Source organism: Limnothrix sp. CMB-01, assembly GCF_055193175.1.
This window is the reverse complement of record NZ_CM143720.1, coordinates 4,079,706-4,095,880: the sequence shown is the minus strand read 5'-3', so window position 1 is coordinate 4,095,880 and position 16,175 is coordinate 4,079,706. Positions and strand designations below refer to the sequence as shown.

The 16,175-nt window shown below is 54.1% G+C and carries 12 protein-coding genes; 2 read left to right on the top strand and 10 right to left on the bottom strand.

What is annotated here, in order from left to right:
• Window positions 1–231: 231 nt before the first annotated feature.
• Together ACZA91_RS16970 and ACZA91_RS16965 are read right to left on the bottom strand one after the other, a co-directional pair.
• A complete protein-coding gene (locus ACZA91_RS16970; protein WP_190355451.1) occupies window positions 232–483 on the bottom strand; it encodes a hypothetical protein in 252 nt (83 codons plus the stop codon).
• A gap of 183 nt (window positions 484–666) precedes the next feature.
• A complete protein-coding gene (locus tag ACZA91_RS16965; RefSeq protein WP_463183600.1) occupies window positions 667–1,290 on the bottom strand; it encodes a MiaE family protein in 624 nt (207 codons plus the stop codon).
• A gap of 329 nt (window positions 1,291–1,619) precedes the next feature.
• Between ACZA91_RS16965 and hpsL the strand changes: the two genes are divergently transcribed.
• Together hpsL and ACZA91_RS16955 are read left to right on the top strand one after the other, a co-directional pair.
• Window positions 1,620–3,365 carry a hormogonium polysaccharide biosynthesis protein HpsL gene (gene hpsL, locus ACZA91_RS16960; protein ID WP_463183598.1) on the top strand — a complete coding sequence of 582 codons (1,746 nt, stop codon included), beginning with the start codon at window positions 1,620–1,622 and terminating at the stop codon, window positions 3,363–3,365.
• Between the two features lie 86 nt (window positions 3,366–3,451).
• Window positions 3,452–4,366, top strand: a complete 915-nt coding sequence (locus ACZA91_RS16955; RefSeq protein WP_099532049.1) for a succinate--CoA ligase subunit alpha — start codon at window positions 3,452–3,454, stop codon at window positions 4,364–4,366.
• Between the two features lie 34 nt (window positions 4,367–4,400).
• On the opposite strand, the gene grxC is transcribed toward ACZA91_RS16955, so the two are convergent.
• The 8 genes from grxC to ACZA91_RS16915 all read right to left on the bottom strand — a co-directional run bounded on the left by grxC (window position 4,401) and on the right by ACZA91_RS16915 (window position 16,062).
• The gene (gene grxC / locus ACZA91_RS16950; RefSeq protein WP_099532050.1) at window positions 4,401–4,664 is read right to left on the bottom strand and encodes a glutaredoxin 3; all 264 of its coding nucleotides are present in this window, start codon (window positions 4,662–4,664) and stop codon (window positions 4,401–4,403) included.
• Between the two features lie 193 nt (window positions 4,665–4,857).
• Window positions 4,858–7,944 (bottom strand): phosphoenolpyruvate carboxylase, encoded by a 3,087-nt coding sequence (ppc, locus tag ACZA91_RS16945; RefSeq protein ID WP_099532051.1) that lies wholly within the window; start codon window positions 7,942–7,944, stop codon window positions 4,858–4,860.
• Window positions 7,945–8,152: 208 nt separating this feature from the next.
• Window positions 8,153–8,674: a hypothetical protein gene (locus tag ACZA91_RS16940; protein WP_099532052.1), complete on the bottom strand. Its 522-nt coding sequence runs from the start codon at window positions 8,672–8,674 to the stop codon at window positions 8,153–8,155.
• A gap of 150 nt (window positions 8,675–8,824) precedes the next feature.
• Window positions 8,825–9,595 carry a DUF928 domain-containing protein gene (locus ACZA91_RS16935; RefSeq protein WP_190355403.1) on the bottom strand — a complete coding sequence of 257 codons (771 nt, stop codon included), beginning with the start codon at window positions 9,593–9,595 and terminating at the stop codon, window positions 8,825–8,827.
• 750 nt (window positions 9,596–10,345) lie between these two features.
• Entirely contained in the window at window positions 10,346–10,747 is a 402-nt protein-coding gene (locus tag ACZA91_RS16930) for a fasciclin domain-containing protein (RefSeq protein WP_099532054.1), read from the bottom strand.
• A 414-nt stretch (window positions 10,748–11,161) separates the two neighbouring features.
• A complete protein-coding gene (locus ACZA91_RS16925; RefSeq protein ID WP_099532056.1) occupies window positions 11,162–12,136 on the bottom strand; it encodes a deoxyhypusine synthase family protein in 975 nt (324 codons plus the stop codon).
• A gap of 202 nt (window positions 12,137–12,338) precedes the next feature.
• Window positions 12,339–13,358, bottom strand: a complete 1,020-nt coding sequence (locus ACZA91_RS16920) for a diguanylate cyclase (RefSeq protein ID WP_463183593.1) — start codon at window positions 13,356–13,358, stop codon at window positions 12,339–12,341.
• Window positions 13,359–13,599: 241 nt separating this feature from the next.
• The gene (locus ACZA91_RS16915; RefSeq protein ID WP_463183591.1) at window positions 13,600–16,062 is read right to left on the bottom strand and encodes an ATP-binding protein; all 2,463 of its coding nucleotides are present in this window, start codon (window positions 16,060–16,062) and stop codon (window positions 13,600–13,602) included.
• Window positions 16,063–16,175: the final 113 nt, after the last annotated feature.

The window sequence follows — 16,175 nt, the reverse complement described above, 5'->3', positions numbered from 1 at the left end:
CTTGCTCAACGAGCCTGCTCAGCAAACCTCCCGCACCAGTTTTCGGAGTTTCGCGATCGATCAAATTTCCAAATCGTCAAATTCCTGACCATGGATATTCTGACATTGGGCGGCCCGCTCAAACGGGCCGGTTCCCCGGGTTCACCCATCACCGAACAATCGCCAGGCAATCACCAGGCAATCACCAGGCAATCACCAGACAATCGCTAGATAACGGCTGGGCGATCGCCCCTAGGATTCCGAATCCAGTTGCTCTAGGTCGATTTGATTCAGGTCGATCGGTTGCAGTTGCGATTCAAAGGGCTTAGTGAATCGGGCGGCAGCAATTTCGTTTAACTTATCCAGCGGCGTATCCCAAATAAATTGGGTCGCAGCCTTGGCAAATTCCTGATTTGGGCATTGGTCACCCAAAACACAACCATTGACACAGGCGGTTTTACAGTCGATCGACTGGGGATCCAGGGAATTGGTTATTTGGCTCATGGTGATGATTCCGGCTCTTCTCTGGCCCCTTAACATAGCTGATTTTCCAGTTCAAGCCATTGCAGGTAAGGTGCTCAGTCCTCTGGTTCCCCAGGATTTTGCGATCTCAGAATTAGGGTTTCAAGGATTTGTGGCCGATTGCAAGTTGATCGCAAGTCGATCGCAGGGATCTAAAAACTCGCCCTAACTGTGAACCCGTGCTTGGGGATGCAGCGTCGCCAAAACATCGCTTTCGATCGCCGCCAACTCTGCCAGCCGTTCCATCACCACCGGGCGATCATAGTAGGTATCCGCCAAAACCCAATAAATCCCGTAATGTCGTGCTTCGGAAGCCATTAAGCTGCGATAGAAGGCCGCCAACTTCGGATTGGGGCAATGTTGCGCCAACAGGCCCAGTCGTTCATGGCTGCGGGCTTCGATCAGCCCCGCCACCAGCAGGGAATCCAGCAGGCGACCAGGTTCCTGGCGGCGAATTTGCGATCGCAGGGTGGCCCCATAGGGCGGAGCTGCCAAGGCCCGAGGGGCAATTCCCAGGCGATCGAGCCATTGGTTTACCTGCTCAAAATGCTCCAGCTCCTCTTGGGCGATCGCGGTGAGCTTGCGCACCAGCAGCGTTTTTGTGGGGTATTGGCCCATCAGTTGCAAGGCCACCCCGGCCGCCTTTCGCTCGCAGTTGGCATGATCAATCAGCACCTCATCCAAATGGGCGATCGCCTGGTTCACCCAAGCTTGGGAGGTGGGCTGCTGCAAAAAACGCACCGAGGGCAACTCAGAAACGGCCGGCGGCGGCAGAGAAGGGGAAGACATGGCGATCGGGAGGAAATTGCAAAGAACTGGAACCGTCGATCGAGCAGTTGAATCAACTGGGCGATCAAATTGGCGATCAACTGGGCGATCGATATCAATGCGAAATTAATGCGAACAAATCCAGTGAACCAGGCCATTGAACAACTGATCAACCCAAGAGGCCCAAATATCTCAAACCGGCAGCGGGCGATCGGGACTGCCCCGAAACCATCCCGGAATTCGCGAAATACAATGGCAAACGTTTCCTAGTTGATTCCTGCTCGATCGGGCCCGTTCGCCGCCCCGTCCGCAACCCACGCTGCCGCCCCTCACTCTCCCCACCCCCGTCTATGGCCGTCGCTCGCAAAGCCAAAGCCCGCCCCACAAAAGCCAAAAAACGCAACACCAAAACCAAGAAAAAACGCAATCAGAAGCGAAAAAATGCCAAGGTCAAAGTTGATCCCAAGGAGCTAAAAAAGCGCCAACGGGAACAAGCCAAAGCTCGCCAAGCCTTTATTCAATCCCTCACACCGTCCCTCATTGTGGGTGTGATTTTAGGGGCGATCGCTGCCGTTGCCGTTGATCCCAAAATGGGCGTAGTGGCCGGTGCGGCCATTCCGGTTTTGTCCCTGTCTTTGAAATATCCGCGTCAGGCTTTTTGGGGCTTTTTAATGTATTTGCCCCTCAGCGGCACGGTCACCTATGCCTTGGGTGGCAGCGTGGTGTTGCAATTGGCCAAAGACGGCATTTATTTGCCTGCTTTGATTGGCATTTGGCGATCGTGTCGGCAGATGCGAATTCCTTTCTGGGCCTCCAAAGCCCTGAAACCCACACTCTTGATTTTGTTAACTTGCTCCGTGATTACGCTGCTGTCCGTGAATGGAATGCAGCAGCTTAAAAAGCCCTTTCCTGATGACAAATCGCCACTTGCTTTGGGAATTTTGGGCTTCAAGGTTTTCATGGGCTATATTCCCATTATCTTCTGCACCTATCACCTCATTCGCAGTAAAAAAGAACTGCTGTTTGCTACGCGAATCACATCGGTTTTGGCTATTATTTGCTGTGCATTGGCCTATGTGCAATATTACTTTCTGCTGACGGGTCGCTGTGCGGGCACTGACCACTTGGAAGGATCGGGATTGTTCAAGGCCTCGATCGACGCTCGTTGCTTTGTGGGCGGCTCCTTGGTTTGGAGTCCATCACAAAATATGGTGCGATTACCGGGAACCTTTGTGGCTCCTTGGCAGTGGGCTTGGTTTCTAATTTCCAATGCCTTTTTTACCTATACGACGGCTTTTAATGACCCATCCCCCCTGTGGCGGCTGATTGGCTTGGGAGCCATGGGTGGCATCTTCATGAATGCGGTGATTTCAGGCCAGCGAATTGCCTTGGCGCTCGTGCCAGTGGTGACCGTCATTCTGTTGGTTTTGACGGGGCAAGTCACCAACTTAAAACGCTTTTTGCCGATCGCCCTCGGTTTGGTGTTGCTGTTGGGTGGTGCAGCGGTTTTATTCCCTGATGTGTTGCAAGAGCGGATTGATAGTTTTACCAGCCGTTGGGCTGCTTCTCCGGCCGATGAATTCATTGGGGAGCAGTTTGGATTTGTGCTTAAAAAAGCCCAAAACAATCCCTTTGGGGCGGGCTTAGGCCGAGCCACCAACTCAGCGCGGGTTTTTGGTCGCACAACCTTGATTGAAACCTGGTTTCCCAAGGTGATGTGGGAGGTGGGTTTTCCGGGCATTGCGGCGTTTTTGGCCTTCGTCACGGTGATTACCATCACCACGTTTAAGGCCTATCGATCGGTCAAGGAAAAAAATCTGCGCGGCATCGGAGCCAGCTATTGGGTGTTTGTGCTGTTCATCAGTTATCAAACCTATTACTACCCGTTGGATGTGGATCCAGTGGCGGTTTATTACTGGTACGCAGTCGGGGTGTTGTTGCGATTGCCCGAGATCGATCGCGCCGATCGTAAGCAACGACTCTTGGAAGCCGAGGACGATTCAGAAGACTTAGAGGCAGATTTAACCGATGATTTGGAGGAATCAGCCAATAATGGAACCAGTCGCCGGGGAGCCGCCAAGGCCGCTCCCGGTTAGCATCTGGTTTTAGCATCTCGCTATTTTTGTGCCAGTCTTGTGGGATTGAATCAACGAATCGGCAGGAGCGTCAGGGAGCTTTGTGGATGAGACTGACACCCAACACCAAGGTTTTGATTTGTGGGATTGCCGAACCGCTGGCGATCGACCATGTGCCGCTGATGCGGGACTACGGCACACAGGTGCTGGCGGGTGTCAGCCCCGGCGAAGGGGGCCGATCGATCAATGAAATTCCCGTTTTTGATTTGGTAGAAGAGGCGATCGCCACGGTGGGGCCGATCGATGTGGTGATTGTTTTTTCGCCAGCCTATGCGGCGGTGGATGCGGCCTTGGAGGCGATCGCGGCCGGCATTCGCCAGGTGGTGATGGTGTCGGCCGGTGTGCCGCCGTTGGATATGGTGCGCCTGGTGCGGCGGGCAGAGGCCACCGATACGTTGGTGCTCGGCCCCAATTGCCCGGGAATTATTGTGCCGGGACAGGTGTTGTTGGGAATGCACCCGGCCGAGTGCTATCAACCGGGGTCGATCGGGATTGTCAGCCGATGCAGCACCCTGGCCTACGAGGTGGCGCTGCAACTGACGCGGGCTGGGTTTGGCCAATCGATCGCCGCTTGCATTGGGGCCGATCGCGTGGTGGGATCGTCGTTGCTACAGTGGCTGCAAATGCTGGATGAGGACGATCGCACCGAGGCCATTGTGCTGCTGGGCGAAGTCAGCGGCGATGGGGAACTGCGGGCCGCGCGTTACATTGCCGAAACGATCGATAAGCCCGTGATTGCCTACATTGCCGGACACTTTGCCCCCGTGAACCGCTCGATCGGCCATGCCAACCAGATCGTGGCCTCGCGCACGGAGTTGGGCAAACGGGGCAAAACCGATGTTGCCACCAAGGTCGCCGCGCTCAAGGCCGCCAAGGTGAGAGTGGCCGATCGCCCCTCCAAAATCCCCGAGCTATTGCAAAGGGCCCTGAACACCAAAGCCAAGGCCCCTAGCGCTAAGTGATAACCGGTGGAGCTAGATCTGATTGTCGGCCAACCTAAGAAGCAGCCAGCAACTCATCTAGCTTGCCTTCCTGCTCCAGGGCGTGGATATCATCACAGCCGCCCACATGGTGGTTATTGATAAAAATTTGGGGAACCGATCGCCGACCATTGGCCCGTTCCGCCATCTTGGCCCGCCCTGGCTCATCGCCGTCTAGGACATATTCCGTATATTTCACCCCTTTGTGGTCGAGCAATCGCTTGGCCCGAATGCAAAAGGGGCAAGTTGTCCAGAGATAGATTTCAACGTTGGCAGCCATAGGATGCGATCGCGGTGGTGTTCAAGATTTATGAAGGATTGTATCTAGTTTCTCGATCGCTTGTGGCCTAGCCCAGGCTCCAGCCCACCTTCAGACACCAGAAGGGCGATCGACCCGTCGGTCGATCGCCCTTCCATTCAGACCCCATTGGGCCAAGGCGCATCGGGATCAGCACCCCAGTGAGCCGCCGCGATCAACCGGTGTTCCGCATTCCGGCCGCAATTCCGTTAATGGTCAGCAGGGCCCCGCGCAACAGCTCGCTGCGGCTATAGCGCGATCGCGCCATGCCAGTCGCTGACTGTTGCTTGTGTTGGCGTAACCGCTTGAGCAACGACGCTTGCAGGAAGCCCAAGGGCACGATCGTGCCGTTGCGCAACTGCACCGATCGCTGCAACGCCGGATCTCCATCCAACAGGCGATCGTGGCCCGTAATTTTCAGCACCAGATCCCGAGTCGTCATGTACTCATGGGCAATTTGCTCAAACAGAGCCTCAAACCGGTCTCGGTTGGCCGGCTGCGTCAACTCATTGGTGTAGTGGCGGGCAATTTGCAGATCCACCTTCGCCAACGTCATTTCCACCTTCGAGATCGCCATCTTGAAGAACGGCCACTTGAAGTAGAAATATTGCAGCAGCTTCAGGTGTTCTTCCGGCTCCTGATCCACAAAGTCTTGCAGGGCCGTGCCCACCCCATACCAGGCGGGCAACAGGAAGCGGCTTTGGGTCCAGCTAAACACCCAAGGAATGGCCCGCAGGCTGCTGAGATCCTTCTTGCCACCCCGGCGGGCCGGTCGCGAAGAGATTTGCAATTGACTGATTTCCTCGATCGGGGTGACCTCATGGAAAAAGTCAATGAAATCCGGTTGTTCGTAAATCAGCGATCGGTAATGTTCCCGCGATCGCGCCGACAGGGACTCCACAATCTCATTCCAAGCCTCAATGTCATCAAACCCCGTGCCCAACAGGCTCGATTGAATCGTGGCGGCGGCCACCTTCTCCAGGTTATAGAGCGCCAACTCGGGCAAGGAATATTTGGAAGCCAGCACTTCCCCCTGCTCCGTGATTTTGATGCGGCCTTGGATGCTGCGGCCCGGTTGGGCCAAGATGGCTTCGTAGGCCGGGCCGCCGCCGCGTCCCACGGATCCACCGCGCCCGTGGAAAATCTTGAGGGCCACCCCAAAGCGATCGGCCACCCCTTGCAGCGCCTTTTGGGCCTTGTGAATTTCCCAATTACTGCTGAGGAAGCCCGAATCCTTGTTACTGTCCGAATAACCGAGCATCACCTCTTGCTGATTGCTGGTGGGGGTGTGGGGTCGCATTTTGGCAAATTCTGCACCCGTTTGCCCTTCGGTGGCCGCTTCCAAAACGGCATCGAGGCGATCGTAGCCACCCGCCAACAATGCGCGGTAAAGCCGCATGGAGAACAGCCCCTCCATCACCGACGGCGCACATTTCAAGTCTTCCACCGTCTCAAACAGCGGCACAACGCGCAGGGTTCCTGACCCGGTGGCGGGGTCATAGAGGCCCGCTTCCTTGGCCAGCAGCAGCACTTCCAGCAGATCGCTGGCGTTGTGGCTCATGCTGATGATGTAGGTTTGGCAGACTCCGGGGCCAAACTCGTGCTGTAACTGTCGCACCACCCGCAGGGTTTCGATCGCCTCGCGGGTTTTGTCGGAAAAGGGCAACTCCGCCGGAATCAAAGGACGACGGGTGCTTAATTCCTGCACCAGCCAGGCCGTTCGTTCTGCCTCGTCCATTTCCCGATAAGGCTTGGGCAACAGTTGCAGATATTCCGTAATTTCATCGATCGCAGCTGAGTGACGGCCACTCTCTTGGCGAATATCCAAATGGGCCAAACTAAACCCAAAAATTTCCACCCGACAGATCAGATCTTCCAAATCCGAGCAAACTAAGCCCGTTTGTTGCAAACTGCGCCGAATGAGATTCAATTCCGCCAAAAATTCCGTGCCCGATCGATAGATGCTGACCGGATTGTTTTCCAACATATCCGAGTGCAATTCATCTCCTTCGTAGAGCCGGTTCGATCGCGCCAGGGTGTTAATCAACCGCTGTTCAATGTAAGCCAGCTTCAGGCGATAGGGTTCTTGGCGGAAACGCACCGCATATTTTTCGTAAATATCCGGTAGTCGAGCCTGCTCCTGCTCCAAGGATTCCAGCAGCTCCGGCAGCACATCGCTCCAGTGCAAAGAAAGGCTCAACAAACTGCTGAGACTTTTCACCGATTGCAGATATTTTTTCAGCACCAAGTTGCGCTGATAGCAGGCGGTTTTCCAGGTCACTTCTGGCGTGACGGAAGGGTTGCCATCGCGATCGGAACCTACCCAAGATCCAAACCGACAAAAATCGAAACGGGGCGGAGTCAGGCCCGGAAATGACGATTTCAACGCCCGATCGAACCGGTGATAGAGCTGGGGAATCACCTCAAACAGCACTTCTTCAAAATAGTGCAAGGCGTAGTCCACCTCATCCAGCACCGTTGGTTTGAATTGGTGTAATTCATCGGTGCGCCACCAAAGGCGAATTTCTTCCGTGAGTTTTTGGCGCAGGGTTTGGGCCTCGATCGAGGTGCTCAGCCCCCGATCGCGCAAATCTTCTTCCACCAAATCCAGCTCCCGCAAAATCTTCACCAACCGCCGCTGTTTATCGCGAATCGTGTGGCGCACAATTTCCGTTGGGTGAGCCGTAAAGACCAACTGAATATCCAATTGATCAATCAACTTTTGAATTTGCCGAGGCGGCACATTCAGTTGTTGCAAATAGGGAAATAGCCAATAGAACGTACCGCAATTATCCGGAATCTGATCCGGTTTGGGAATGCTCCGCTCCAGCACCTTTGCTTCAATTCCACCCTTCGATTCAGGATTGTCAAAGGGGCTATGGTTGCTAAAAAGCTTCGTCAAAATGGGCTGACTGCTGGCAGTTTCGTATTGCCGTTGTTGATCGCGTTGTTCGTAATGTTGCTCAACGATATTAATCAGTTGAAAATAAAGGGCAAAGGCACGCGCAGCCCGAATTGCCGAATTAAGGTCTAGGTTTTCAACCAGCTTCAAAACATCAGCTTCGCAAAAATCAGCGGCTTGGCCGTCCGGCGCGCAGAGATCCAACAGTCGATCTAGCAGGGATACCAATTCCTGACCGCACTCCTGTTGCAACACCTGCCGCCACAGGTCTTCCATCACCTTGAGACGATGCCGCAAAAACAAGTCTGATGCCGAGGCTGCGGCAACTTCTCGATCGAGCGAATGGATGGTCGAACTCATAGAGCGATCGGCTGGCTCGGTAAGGTTGGTCATGCTCCCTAGATTATAGGAAGGCGGGGCTTTAGAAACCCATCCTCATCCCGCCAGCTCGCCAGCGGGTGGGTTGTTGATGAGGGACGGGAAACCTGAATCCTGTTTGGGTCTGGGGGTGGGCAGTTTCCCCCCAAGGAGCCAACATGGTGCATGAAATCCCGGATGGATTGTGCGTTTAAACGGCCCCAGAATCGGTATAGCCCTGTACGGTTTCCGGGTTTTGCAGCCGAATTAAATCATTTGCTTGGCGGGTTTGCATCGGATCAAGATTTTTGATCACCAACAGGTATTGATCTTGATCAAGTCGATTACGATAGGCCAGCACATCGCCGTTACCTCCCGTCAGGCCCAGGCCGCCTCCAACGGTCACGCTGCCCATGGCTCCCCCGATCGCCCCCAACAGACCACCTACCAAATGGTTGCCCACCGGGCCAGCCCATTCCGTGAAGGTTTGCAACCCCGTCGCCAAGCTGAATCCCACGCCGGCCAAAAAGCCAAAGGGAATTGTCCAAAAAGCCATCATCTTAATTTGGCGACGAGCCTGCTGGCTGGGGTCAATGAAGCCAAATTCATCGGCGGTTTTGTAGCCCTTGCCCAAAATGGCCATTTGCTTGAGGTCAAAGCCTGCCGCTTCCAGGGCCGTGTAAGCCGCTTCCACGCCCATGCGATCGGCAAAGACAGCAATTAGGTAGTTCATCAACCAACTCCAAGAAACAAGCCCTAAAAACCAAAATCAGGATTGAGCTTACACTCCATCCTGATTCTGACTCGACAGGCATCATAGCCTACGCACTGTCTTGAGGATTGCCACCCGGCAATCTGACGAGTTGCGGGGCCGGTTGCTGGTCTAGTTGCTGGGCAGGTTAATGGCCATCAGCGATCGATCCAAACCCGCCGAAGTGGCCAGCGCTTGCCAAGCGGCTGCTCGATCGCCCGAGCGATCGGCTTCAATCACGCTGCTCACCGCGTCGTACCAAATGCCCGCACGAGCATAGGCCGCCGCCGCCGTCAGCCGATCGGGAGCTGCCGTTGCTTCCGCCACCGCAGAGCTGGCTTCCACCCGTTGAATCCAGCCGCTAGCGAAGGTGTTGCGCGGTTCTTCGCCGTTGGCCGTTTCGCAAGTGACCGAAACGTACCATTGATAGGCCTTGCCAGCGGTCAGGCCTTGGCCCTTATCCCGCAGCTTCACCTGCACCAAGCCGCCTTCCTGGGGAAGAGCGATGGTTTGCTCGTCCAAGTCGGCTTCCGTTGCGTCCGTCAACCGGAAACGAGCCGTGCTGCCCATCCCAGCGGGCACATAGACCCACAGCGAAGGATGAGCACTGGCCGTCAGCGCACCCTGTTGGCCGGGAACTAAGGGCATGAGGGCCAAGGCCGAGGAACCACAAGCACCGCGCCGGCCTCCACTGACCGTGTGGCGAAGGGTGCGGTTACCCCGGGGAGCGAACCCAGCTTCTTGGCTCGGGAGCGAATTAAAGCTAACGGCGGGCCCTTCTGAGCCAGCTTGACCGTTAACCAAAGGCATTCCTGCCGAAGCGGTGAAACTTGAAAGGGCGATCGCCCCGGCCGTCAAAACCGAGGAAACAAAGAATCGGGAGAGCATGCGATTGGGCACCATAAGAACTACCCCTTATGAGACTGATACAAGCAAAAGCAGTAGCGACCTACAAGGGCTGGATGTTATCTGTCCTCGCGGCTGCTGTTCCCTACCCCTGAGACTCTATTGAAAACGATACTCGGGAAAAAGTAGTGAACCATGTTCCGATCGCGGCTTCGGTTGGGCCATGGTCTGGATTGATCATGACCATAGCTGTGCCCTGCGAACCGCAAACTCAACACCAGGCGAGGACGGAAGCGAATTCCCGTTCAGTCAATAGATGCCCCTGGAAGCCGAGTCCGTCTAGACAGTTAACAAACTGTCTCTCAGTGTATGGCATTCCCCCAAACCAGCTATGTACCGATCAACACTCAGTTCACGGTGAGCTGACTGATCTTACCGGCGGGCGGGCGCGAAACAGGAACCAGAGCGATCGCGCTAAATCCTACGCTGAGCGCGGAACGCCCCTTGCGGAGCGCGATTCACAAAGCGAGCTTGAGGGAAGCTTGGCGAAAGCAGTCCCCTATTGGGAATTTTGAAGAAATGTAAAGAGTCGCAAACAATCGCAAGCTTGAGCTGGACTGCCTCAAGCGGGATCGAAAAGTTGGATCGAATTTGACTCAACTTGATGGATTCAGCTTGGCAGACTCAACTTAGACTCAACTGAATTTTGGGAAGCGGGGCAGCCCCTTTCCAGCCGATTCTGAAATCGGAAAACCGCGTTTTTGCCATTGTTTTTGCCATTGATTAACCCACTGGCCCCCTAACCCATTAACCCATCAGAATCACCCGATCGAGCACATGGATCACGCCATTGGCCGCTTCGATGTCGGCCGCCACCACCGTGGCATTTTTCACCTCGAAGTTTTTGCCAACCCGCACCGGAATTGGAGCACCTTCAAGCGATTCTAGTTGGGTCATCTGGGCCAAATCCGCTTGGGTGTATTTACCAGCCACCACGTGATATTTCAGGATGCGAGCCAGTTGTGGGGGGTTTTGCACCAGGGTTTGCACCGTGCCGGGTGGGAGCTGAGCAAAGGCCTGGTCGTTGGGCGCAAATACGGTGAAGGGGCCTGGACTTTTCAGGGCTTCGACCAATCCAGCCACCTTGACGGCGGTTACGAGGGTTTCAAAGGAACCGGCATTAATGGCAATGTCAACAATGTCGGGCATGGTCAAGGATGGGGGTGAAGTCCAGGTACGGGGCAATGCAGAGCCTCTGAGGCCCAAGGTTGCCGCTAAATCCCAATCATCCTACCGTCGATCGCCCGATCGATTGGCGGTGGGCAATTTTGGAGTTTTAATACCTCCGATTGGGCATGGTTGGCCCGCCCCGCTGTCCTTGGAAGATGGCAGCCATCCCCAGACAGCAGAGCAGGGCTAGATCTAGCAACGATGAGCTACATCGAATGAGCTACTAATGAGCTACATCGATTGGCATTAAGCAATTGGCAATCAGCAATCAGCAATCAGCAATCAGCAATCAGCAATCAGCAATCAGCAATCAGCAATCAGCAATCTGAGACTGGCCGGAGATTGATCTGAAAGTGACCTGAGCGATCGATTGGGTAACTGATCGCCGCTTCGTTACCAGCCCAACACGTAGGCAAACACCAACGGAGCCACGATCGTCGCGTCACTTTCAATCACAAACCGGGGCGTGTCGATCGACAGCTTGCCCCAGGTGATTTTCTCGTTGGGCACGGCTCCCGAATAGGAACCATAGCTGGTGGTGGAATCGCTGATTTGGCAGAAATAGCCCCACAGCGGCGTTTCGCGCAGCAGGTCTTGCTGCAACATGGGCACAACGCAAATGGGGAAGTCGCCCGCAATGCCGCCCGCAATTTGGAAGAACCCGATCGACTGGCCGCTCTCGATCGAAACCTTCGTGTAGTAGTCCGCCAGGGCCATCATGTATTCAATGCCCGTGCGCACCGTGTGGACATTTTTGATGTCGCCCTCAATGCAGCGAGCCGCAAAAATGTTCCCCAGGGTCGAATCTTCCCAGCCGGGCACAAAGATCGGCAAATTCCGTTCAGCCGCCGCCAACATCCAGGAATTCTTGGGATCGATTTGGTAATACTCCTTCAAGGAGCCATTCAGCAGCACTTCGTAGAAGAATTCGTGGGGGAACTTCCGTTGCCCAGTCGCATCGGCCGCCTTCCACACATCCAGCACGGCTTTTTCCATGCGGCGAATGGCTTCTTCTTCCGGAATGCAGGTATCGGTGACCCGGTTCAGATGCTTGTCCAGCAGTTTTTGTTCATCTTCTGGGGTCAAGTCCCGATAGTTCGGAATCCGCACATAGTAATCGTGGGCCACCAGGTTAAAGATGTCTTCTTCCAGGTTGGCCCCCGTGCAAGAAATCGCGTTGATTTTGCCTTGGCGAATCATTTCCGCCAGCGACAGGCCCAATTCTGCCGTGCTCATGGCTCCGGCCATGGCCAGCAACATCGGATTTCCGGCTTCCACATGCACCTTAAATGCTTCAGCGGCATCCACCAAGGCCGCTGCGTTGAAGTGGCGGTAGTGGTGTTTGATGAACTGACTGACGGGGCCCATAGGTTACTTGCCTTTCAACAAAAGAGTGCGACACAACCAGCAGCCCCGGAATTTGCGTCCAAGGGTCGATCGCGCTGCCCCAGCGTTGACCGAGGATGATTCAAGCCCAGCATCCTTCAGCCCAGGGGGCGATCGCGCGCGATCGAAAAAACGGGGCTGCAATCCAAAACGATCATCCTACCGCCTTGGCCTCAACGAAACATTAAGAAGCGGCACAAACCTGGTTTCGTCCCCCATGTTTGGCGGCATAGAGATAGCGATCGGCTTCTGCAATCATCGCCTCATAATCTCCCAGGGCTAAATGGTCAGAAACACCAATGCTGAGGGTGACGCTGAGTTCTGGGTGAATTTTGGGCCAAGGCGCTTGTTCGATCGCCTGGCGAACTTTGTTGCAAGCCGCCACCGCATCCGCTGAGCCGATGCCCGGCAGTGCAATCACAAATTCTTCGCCCCCATAGCGAGCACAAAGATCGCTCGATCGCAGATTCTTTTGCAGAATTTGCGCCACCCCTTTCAAGACCCGATCGCCCACCGCGTGCGAAAACTGATCGTTGATTCGCTTAAAGAAATCCACATCCCCGATCGCAACACTCAAGGGAGAACGATAGCGCTGAGCCTGCTCAAATAATTGGCTCATTTGCCCATTAAAGTGACGGCGATTAAACAGTCCCGTCAGCTCATCTCGAATGCTCAACTCTGTGATTTTGGCGTTCGCCTTTTCCAAATCCAAGATTTTTTGACTTAGGGCCTGTTGCAGTCGATAAATCTGTAAATGGGTGTTGACCCTTGCCAACACTTCCAACTCTTGAAAGGGCTTGGCGATATAGTCCACACCGCCCACCTCAAACCCCTTAACCTTGTCGTGAACAGCGTTGGCCGCGCTGATAAAAATGATCGGGATAGACTGCGATCGACGATCAGCCTTCAAGCGTTGACAAACTTCATAACCATCTAGGTTTGGCATCCGAATATCTAACAAGATCAGGTCTGGGCGATGGGCCGCGATCGCCTTCAGCGCCTGTTCTCCGCTGTTAACCGGCCGCACCTTGTGACCCTCCCGCACCAGCAACTGGCTCAAGACTCGCAAGTTCACCAAATTATCATCCACCAACAGGATGTTGCCTTGCACTGTCGGGATTGTGCAGGGCGGTTGATCCAGTTCATGGATGGCTTCGTGCTGGCCGTCTGCTGGGGGGACACGATCGATCATTGAATAGTTCATCGGCTCTGCATCCTGAAGATTGTGGTTTCGAGTTTCTGAAAATTTGCAAATTTAATTCACGAATTGTGAAACTCGAATCATGAAATTCGTGAATTTATCCTAGTTGCCAATGAAGCGAAGGAGCAAAATACAAGCACAATACTTAAAAAAATTCACTAAGCACTAATTAAAAATATCAATCAAATATCAATTAGCTGTCAATCAAATTTCGTGACAGTCTCATGGCAATTTTGTAACGGTTTCATGACAGATTGATACTCAACAATGACTGTAATTGATCATAGTCATAATCATGCAAAATACGATTCAGTTGAGCAATGATTAACGCCTCTTCCGGGGGCAACTTATGAATTAAATATTCCAGTTCAAAAAAGTCCGCTTCTTGGGCGGCTTTCAGCATTTGCTTGCGCCAAGGTTCTGGCAAATTCCGTAGTTTTTGACTCACGCGATCGGTGAGTTCAGGGCTGGCCACGGGCGATCGCCCGCTGAAGCTGCTGCTAATCTCGCTTTCCAAACCGGTGGATAAGTTGGCATACAGATAGCGAACCTGGAGATGATGGGCGATCGCATCCAAAATCGTTTGCTCTCGGAAGGGTTTGCGCACAAATCCATCAAAACCGGTTGCTAAAACCTCTTCTTCATCTTCCTGAAAAGCACTGGCCGTCAGGGCCAGAATAGCCACAAACTGCTGTTTTGAGCGGGCTAGTTTCTTAATTTGTCTCATGGCCGAAATGCCATCAAGTTGCGGCATCCGTAAATCCATCCAAATTAGGTGGGGCTGCCATTTAGACCACTCCTCAATCGCCTGATAGCCGTCATGAACTTCCCGAACAGCAAACCCCACACGCTTGAGCAATTGACTCAAAAGGGTGCAATTTTCCGGGCGATCGTCAGCAATCAAAATTCGAGGAATTGGGGAATCGGGCGCTAGCCCAATAATTTGTCTGGGATCGGGATTGGCGCTGTTTGGTTCTCCAATGGGCGCACTGATCGAAAAGTGAAAAGCAGTGCCCTGATTGGGCTGGCTTTTAACCGTAATTTCGCCCCCCATGAGTTGTATAAAAGAGCGACTGAGGGCTAATCCCAATCCGGTTCCTGCGCGGCTCGATCGCCCCGATGCGGTTTGCTCAAAAGACTGGAATAACTTGGGCAACTCAGCCGGTTCAATGCCCACCCCGGAATCAATCACTTCCACTATCAGGCGATCGGGCGGTGCATATCGCACTTGCACAGAAATGCCCCCTTCCGGCGTAAACTTAATAGCATTGCCTAAGAGATTGACCAACACTTGGCGAAATTTGCCATCATCCATCACCACACAGGCAGGCAAGGCGGAATCCAGTTCAAAATCGAGGCGTAATCCCTTTTGATGGGCAGCCAACTCGAACATGGCCATGACTTCTTTAAAGAGCGATCGCACCTCGATCGACTGTGTAACAAGTTCCGCCTTGCCCGCTTCAATCTTGGCCATCGACAGGAAGTTATCAATGAGTCTCAATAAATGCTCGCCGCTCATCTGAATCACGGCCAGGTTAGTTTTTTGCTCCTCGGTTAAGCCAATATCGCGCTTCATCAGTTGCGAAAATCCAATGACAGCATTCAGCGGCGTTCGCAACTCATGGCTCATATTCGACAAGAATTCACTCTTAGCCTGATTAGCTAGTTCCGCTTGGTGCTTGGCTGCTTCGGCCTGTTGCTTTTGGCGGGCTAATTTTTGCTCTGCCAGTTGGCGTTGGTGTCGCATGGCCACAAACTCAGTCGCCAGTTGGCCAATTTCACCATTCGCCTTAACCTCGATCGCGCGGTCTAAATTACCTTGCTTCATCAAACGAACAGCTTCTGTTAATTGCTCCAAAGGCTGCGCGATCGTATTTCCCCAAAAATAACCCATCATCCCAATGGGAAGCGCTGTAACCAAAAAAGCCAACAAAAAACTAACTCGCACACTTTGTTCATAGGCTAGGAAGCTGTCATCTACTTCCGAATCATTTTCAAATACAATGAAACCAATAATTTGCTCATCTAATTGCAGCTCAGAAATGCGCTGTGACCATACTTGAGACCACCAACGTTGCAAGTCGAAAAATGGGACGCGATCGCCCCGCGCGGCCCGCTCAGGCGGCAGGATATAGTTGCCTCCTGAGTCCACCACGGAAAACAGCGGGCGGCTGGGGGGCCAGGCTCGCTGGTCGGTTCTGGTTTGTCCTGGCTTGGGAGGTGGGAACAGGCCAGGCATCGTTGCTGGATCTTCTGGCAACTCCGGGAAATCCGGTGGCAAAGCGGCTTCCGAATTGCACGATGATGCCCCGAATCCCCCATGGGTCACGGGAGGCGGAGAGGGTCGCCCAAACATCACCAAAGGGCCTAGCCAAGCCTTGAGCCGCTGAAGCCAGCTTTCCACAGGACAATCGATCGGGCGGGGATCCTTAGGCAGGTCAGCGGCGCGATTGTGGGCCAGTGCTGCCCGACGGCGCTGGATGAAGTGGCCTAGATCTTCCCGCTGCTTGGCTGCGTCCCAAGATCCAGCCGATTGGTAATAGGCCAATACGTGCGATCGATACTTTTCTTGGTGGCCCTGCACGGTGGCCGGCGAAAAAGAAGCCCGCATCATCTCCAGGGTCAAGTGACCGACCACCGCCGCCCCTAGCCAGCCACTAGCCACCACAGCAAGGACGATTTTGGTGCGCAGGGGCAAAAATTTCATGGGCAAATTAGGGGCTGACGGCCCTTGCTTCTCACCATTTCAGTCTGCGATCAAAGTCCACGATCGCACCCCACGATCGCCAAAGGGCAGGCTTGGGGATCAGGGGATCAACT

What these genes read in the sequence shown, in the direction of transcription:
- ACZA91_RS16955 (WP_099532049.1), top strand. Translation starts at nt 3,452, where the DNA reads ATGAGACTGACACCCAACACCAAGGTTTTGATTTGTGGGATTGCCGAA.
- ACZA91_RS16970 (WP_190355451.1), bottom strand. Translation starts at nt 483, where the DNA reads ATGAGCCAAATAACCAATTCCCTGGATCCCCAGTCGATCGACTGTAAA.
- ppc (WP_099532051.1), bottom strand. Translation starts at nt 7,944, where the DNA reads ATGAGTTCGACCATCCATTCGCTCGATCGAGAAGTTGCCGCAGCCTCG.
- grxC (WP_099532050.1), bottom strand. Translation starts at nt 4,664, where the DNA reads ATGGCTGCCAACGTTGAAATCTATCTCTGGACAACTTGCCCCTTTTGC.
- ACZA91_RS16965 (WP_463183600.1), bottom strand. Translation starts at nt 1,290, where the DNA reads ATGTCTTCCCCTTCTCTGCCGCCGCCGGCCGTTTCTGAGTTGCCCTCG.
- ACZA91_RS16925 (WP_099532056.1), bottom strand. Translation starts at nt 12,136, where the DNA reads ATGGGCCCCGTCAGTCAGTTCATCAAACACCACTACCGCCACTTCAAC.
- ACZA91_RS16940 (WP_099532052.1), bottom strand. Translation starts at nt 8,674, where the DNA reads ATGAACTACCTAATTGCTGTCTTTGCCGATCGCATGGGCGTGGAAGCG.
- ACZA91_RS16920 (WP_463183593.1), bottom strand. Translation starts at nt 13,358, where the DNA reads ATGAACTATTCAATGATCGATCGTGTCCCCCCAGCAGACGGCCAGCAC.
- ACZA91_RS16930 (WP_099532054.1), bottom strand. Translation starts at nt 10,747, where the DNA reads ATGCCCGACATTGTTGACATTGCCATTAATGCCGGTTCCTTTGAAACC.
- hpsL (WP_463183598.1), top strand. Translation starts at nt 1,620, where the DNA reads ATGGCCGTCGCTCGCAAAGCCAAAGCCCGCCCCACAAAAGCCAAAAAA.
- ACZA91_RS16935 (WP_190355403.1), bottom strand. Translation starts at nt 9,595, where the DNA reads ATGGTGCCCAATCGCATGCTCTCCCGATTCTTTGTTTCCTCGGTTTTG.
- ACZA91_RS16915 (WP_463183591.1), bottom strand. Translation starts at nt 16,062, where the DNA reads ATGAAATTTTTGCCCCTGCGCACCAAAATCGTCCTTGCTGTGGTGGCT.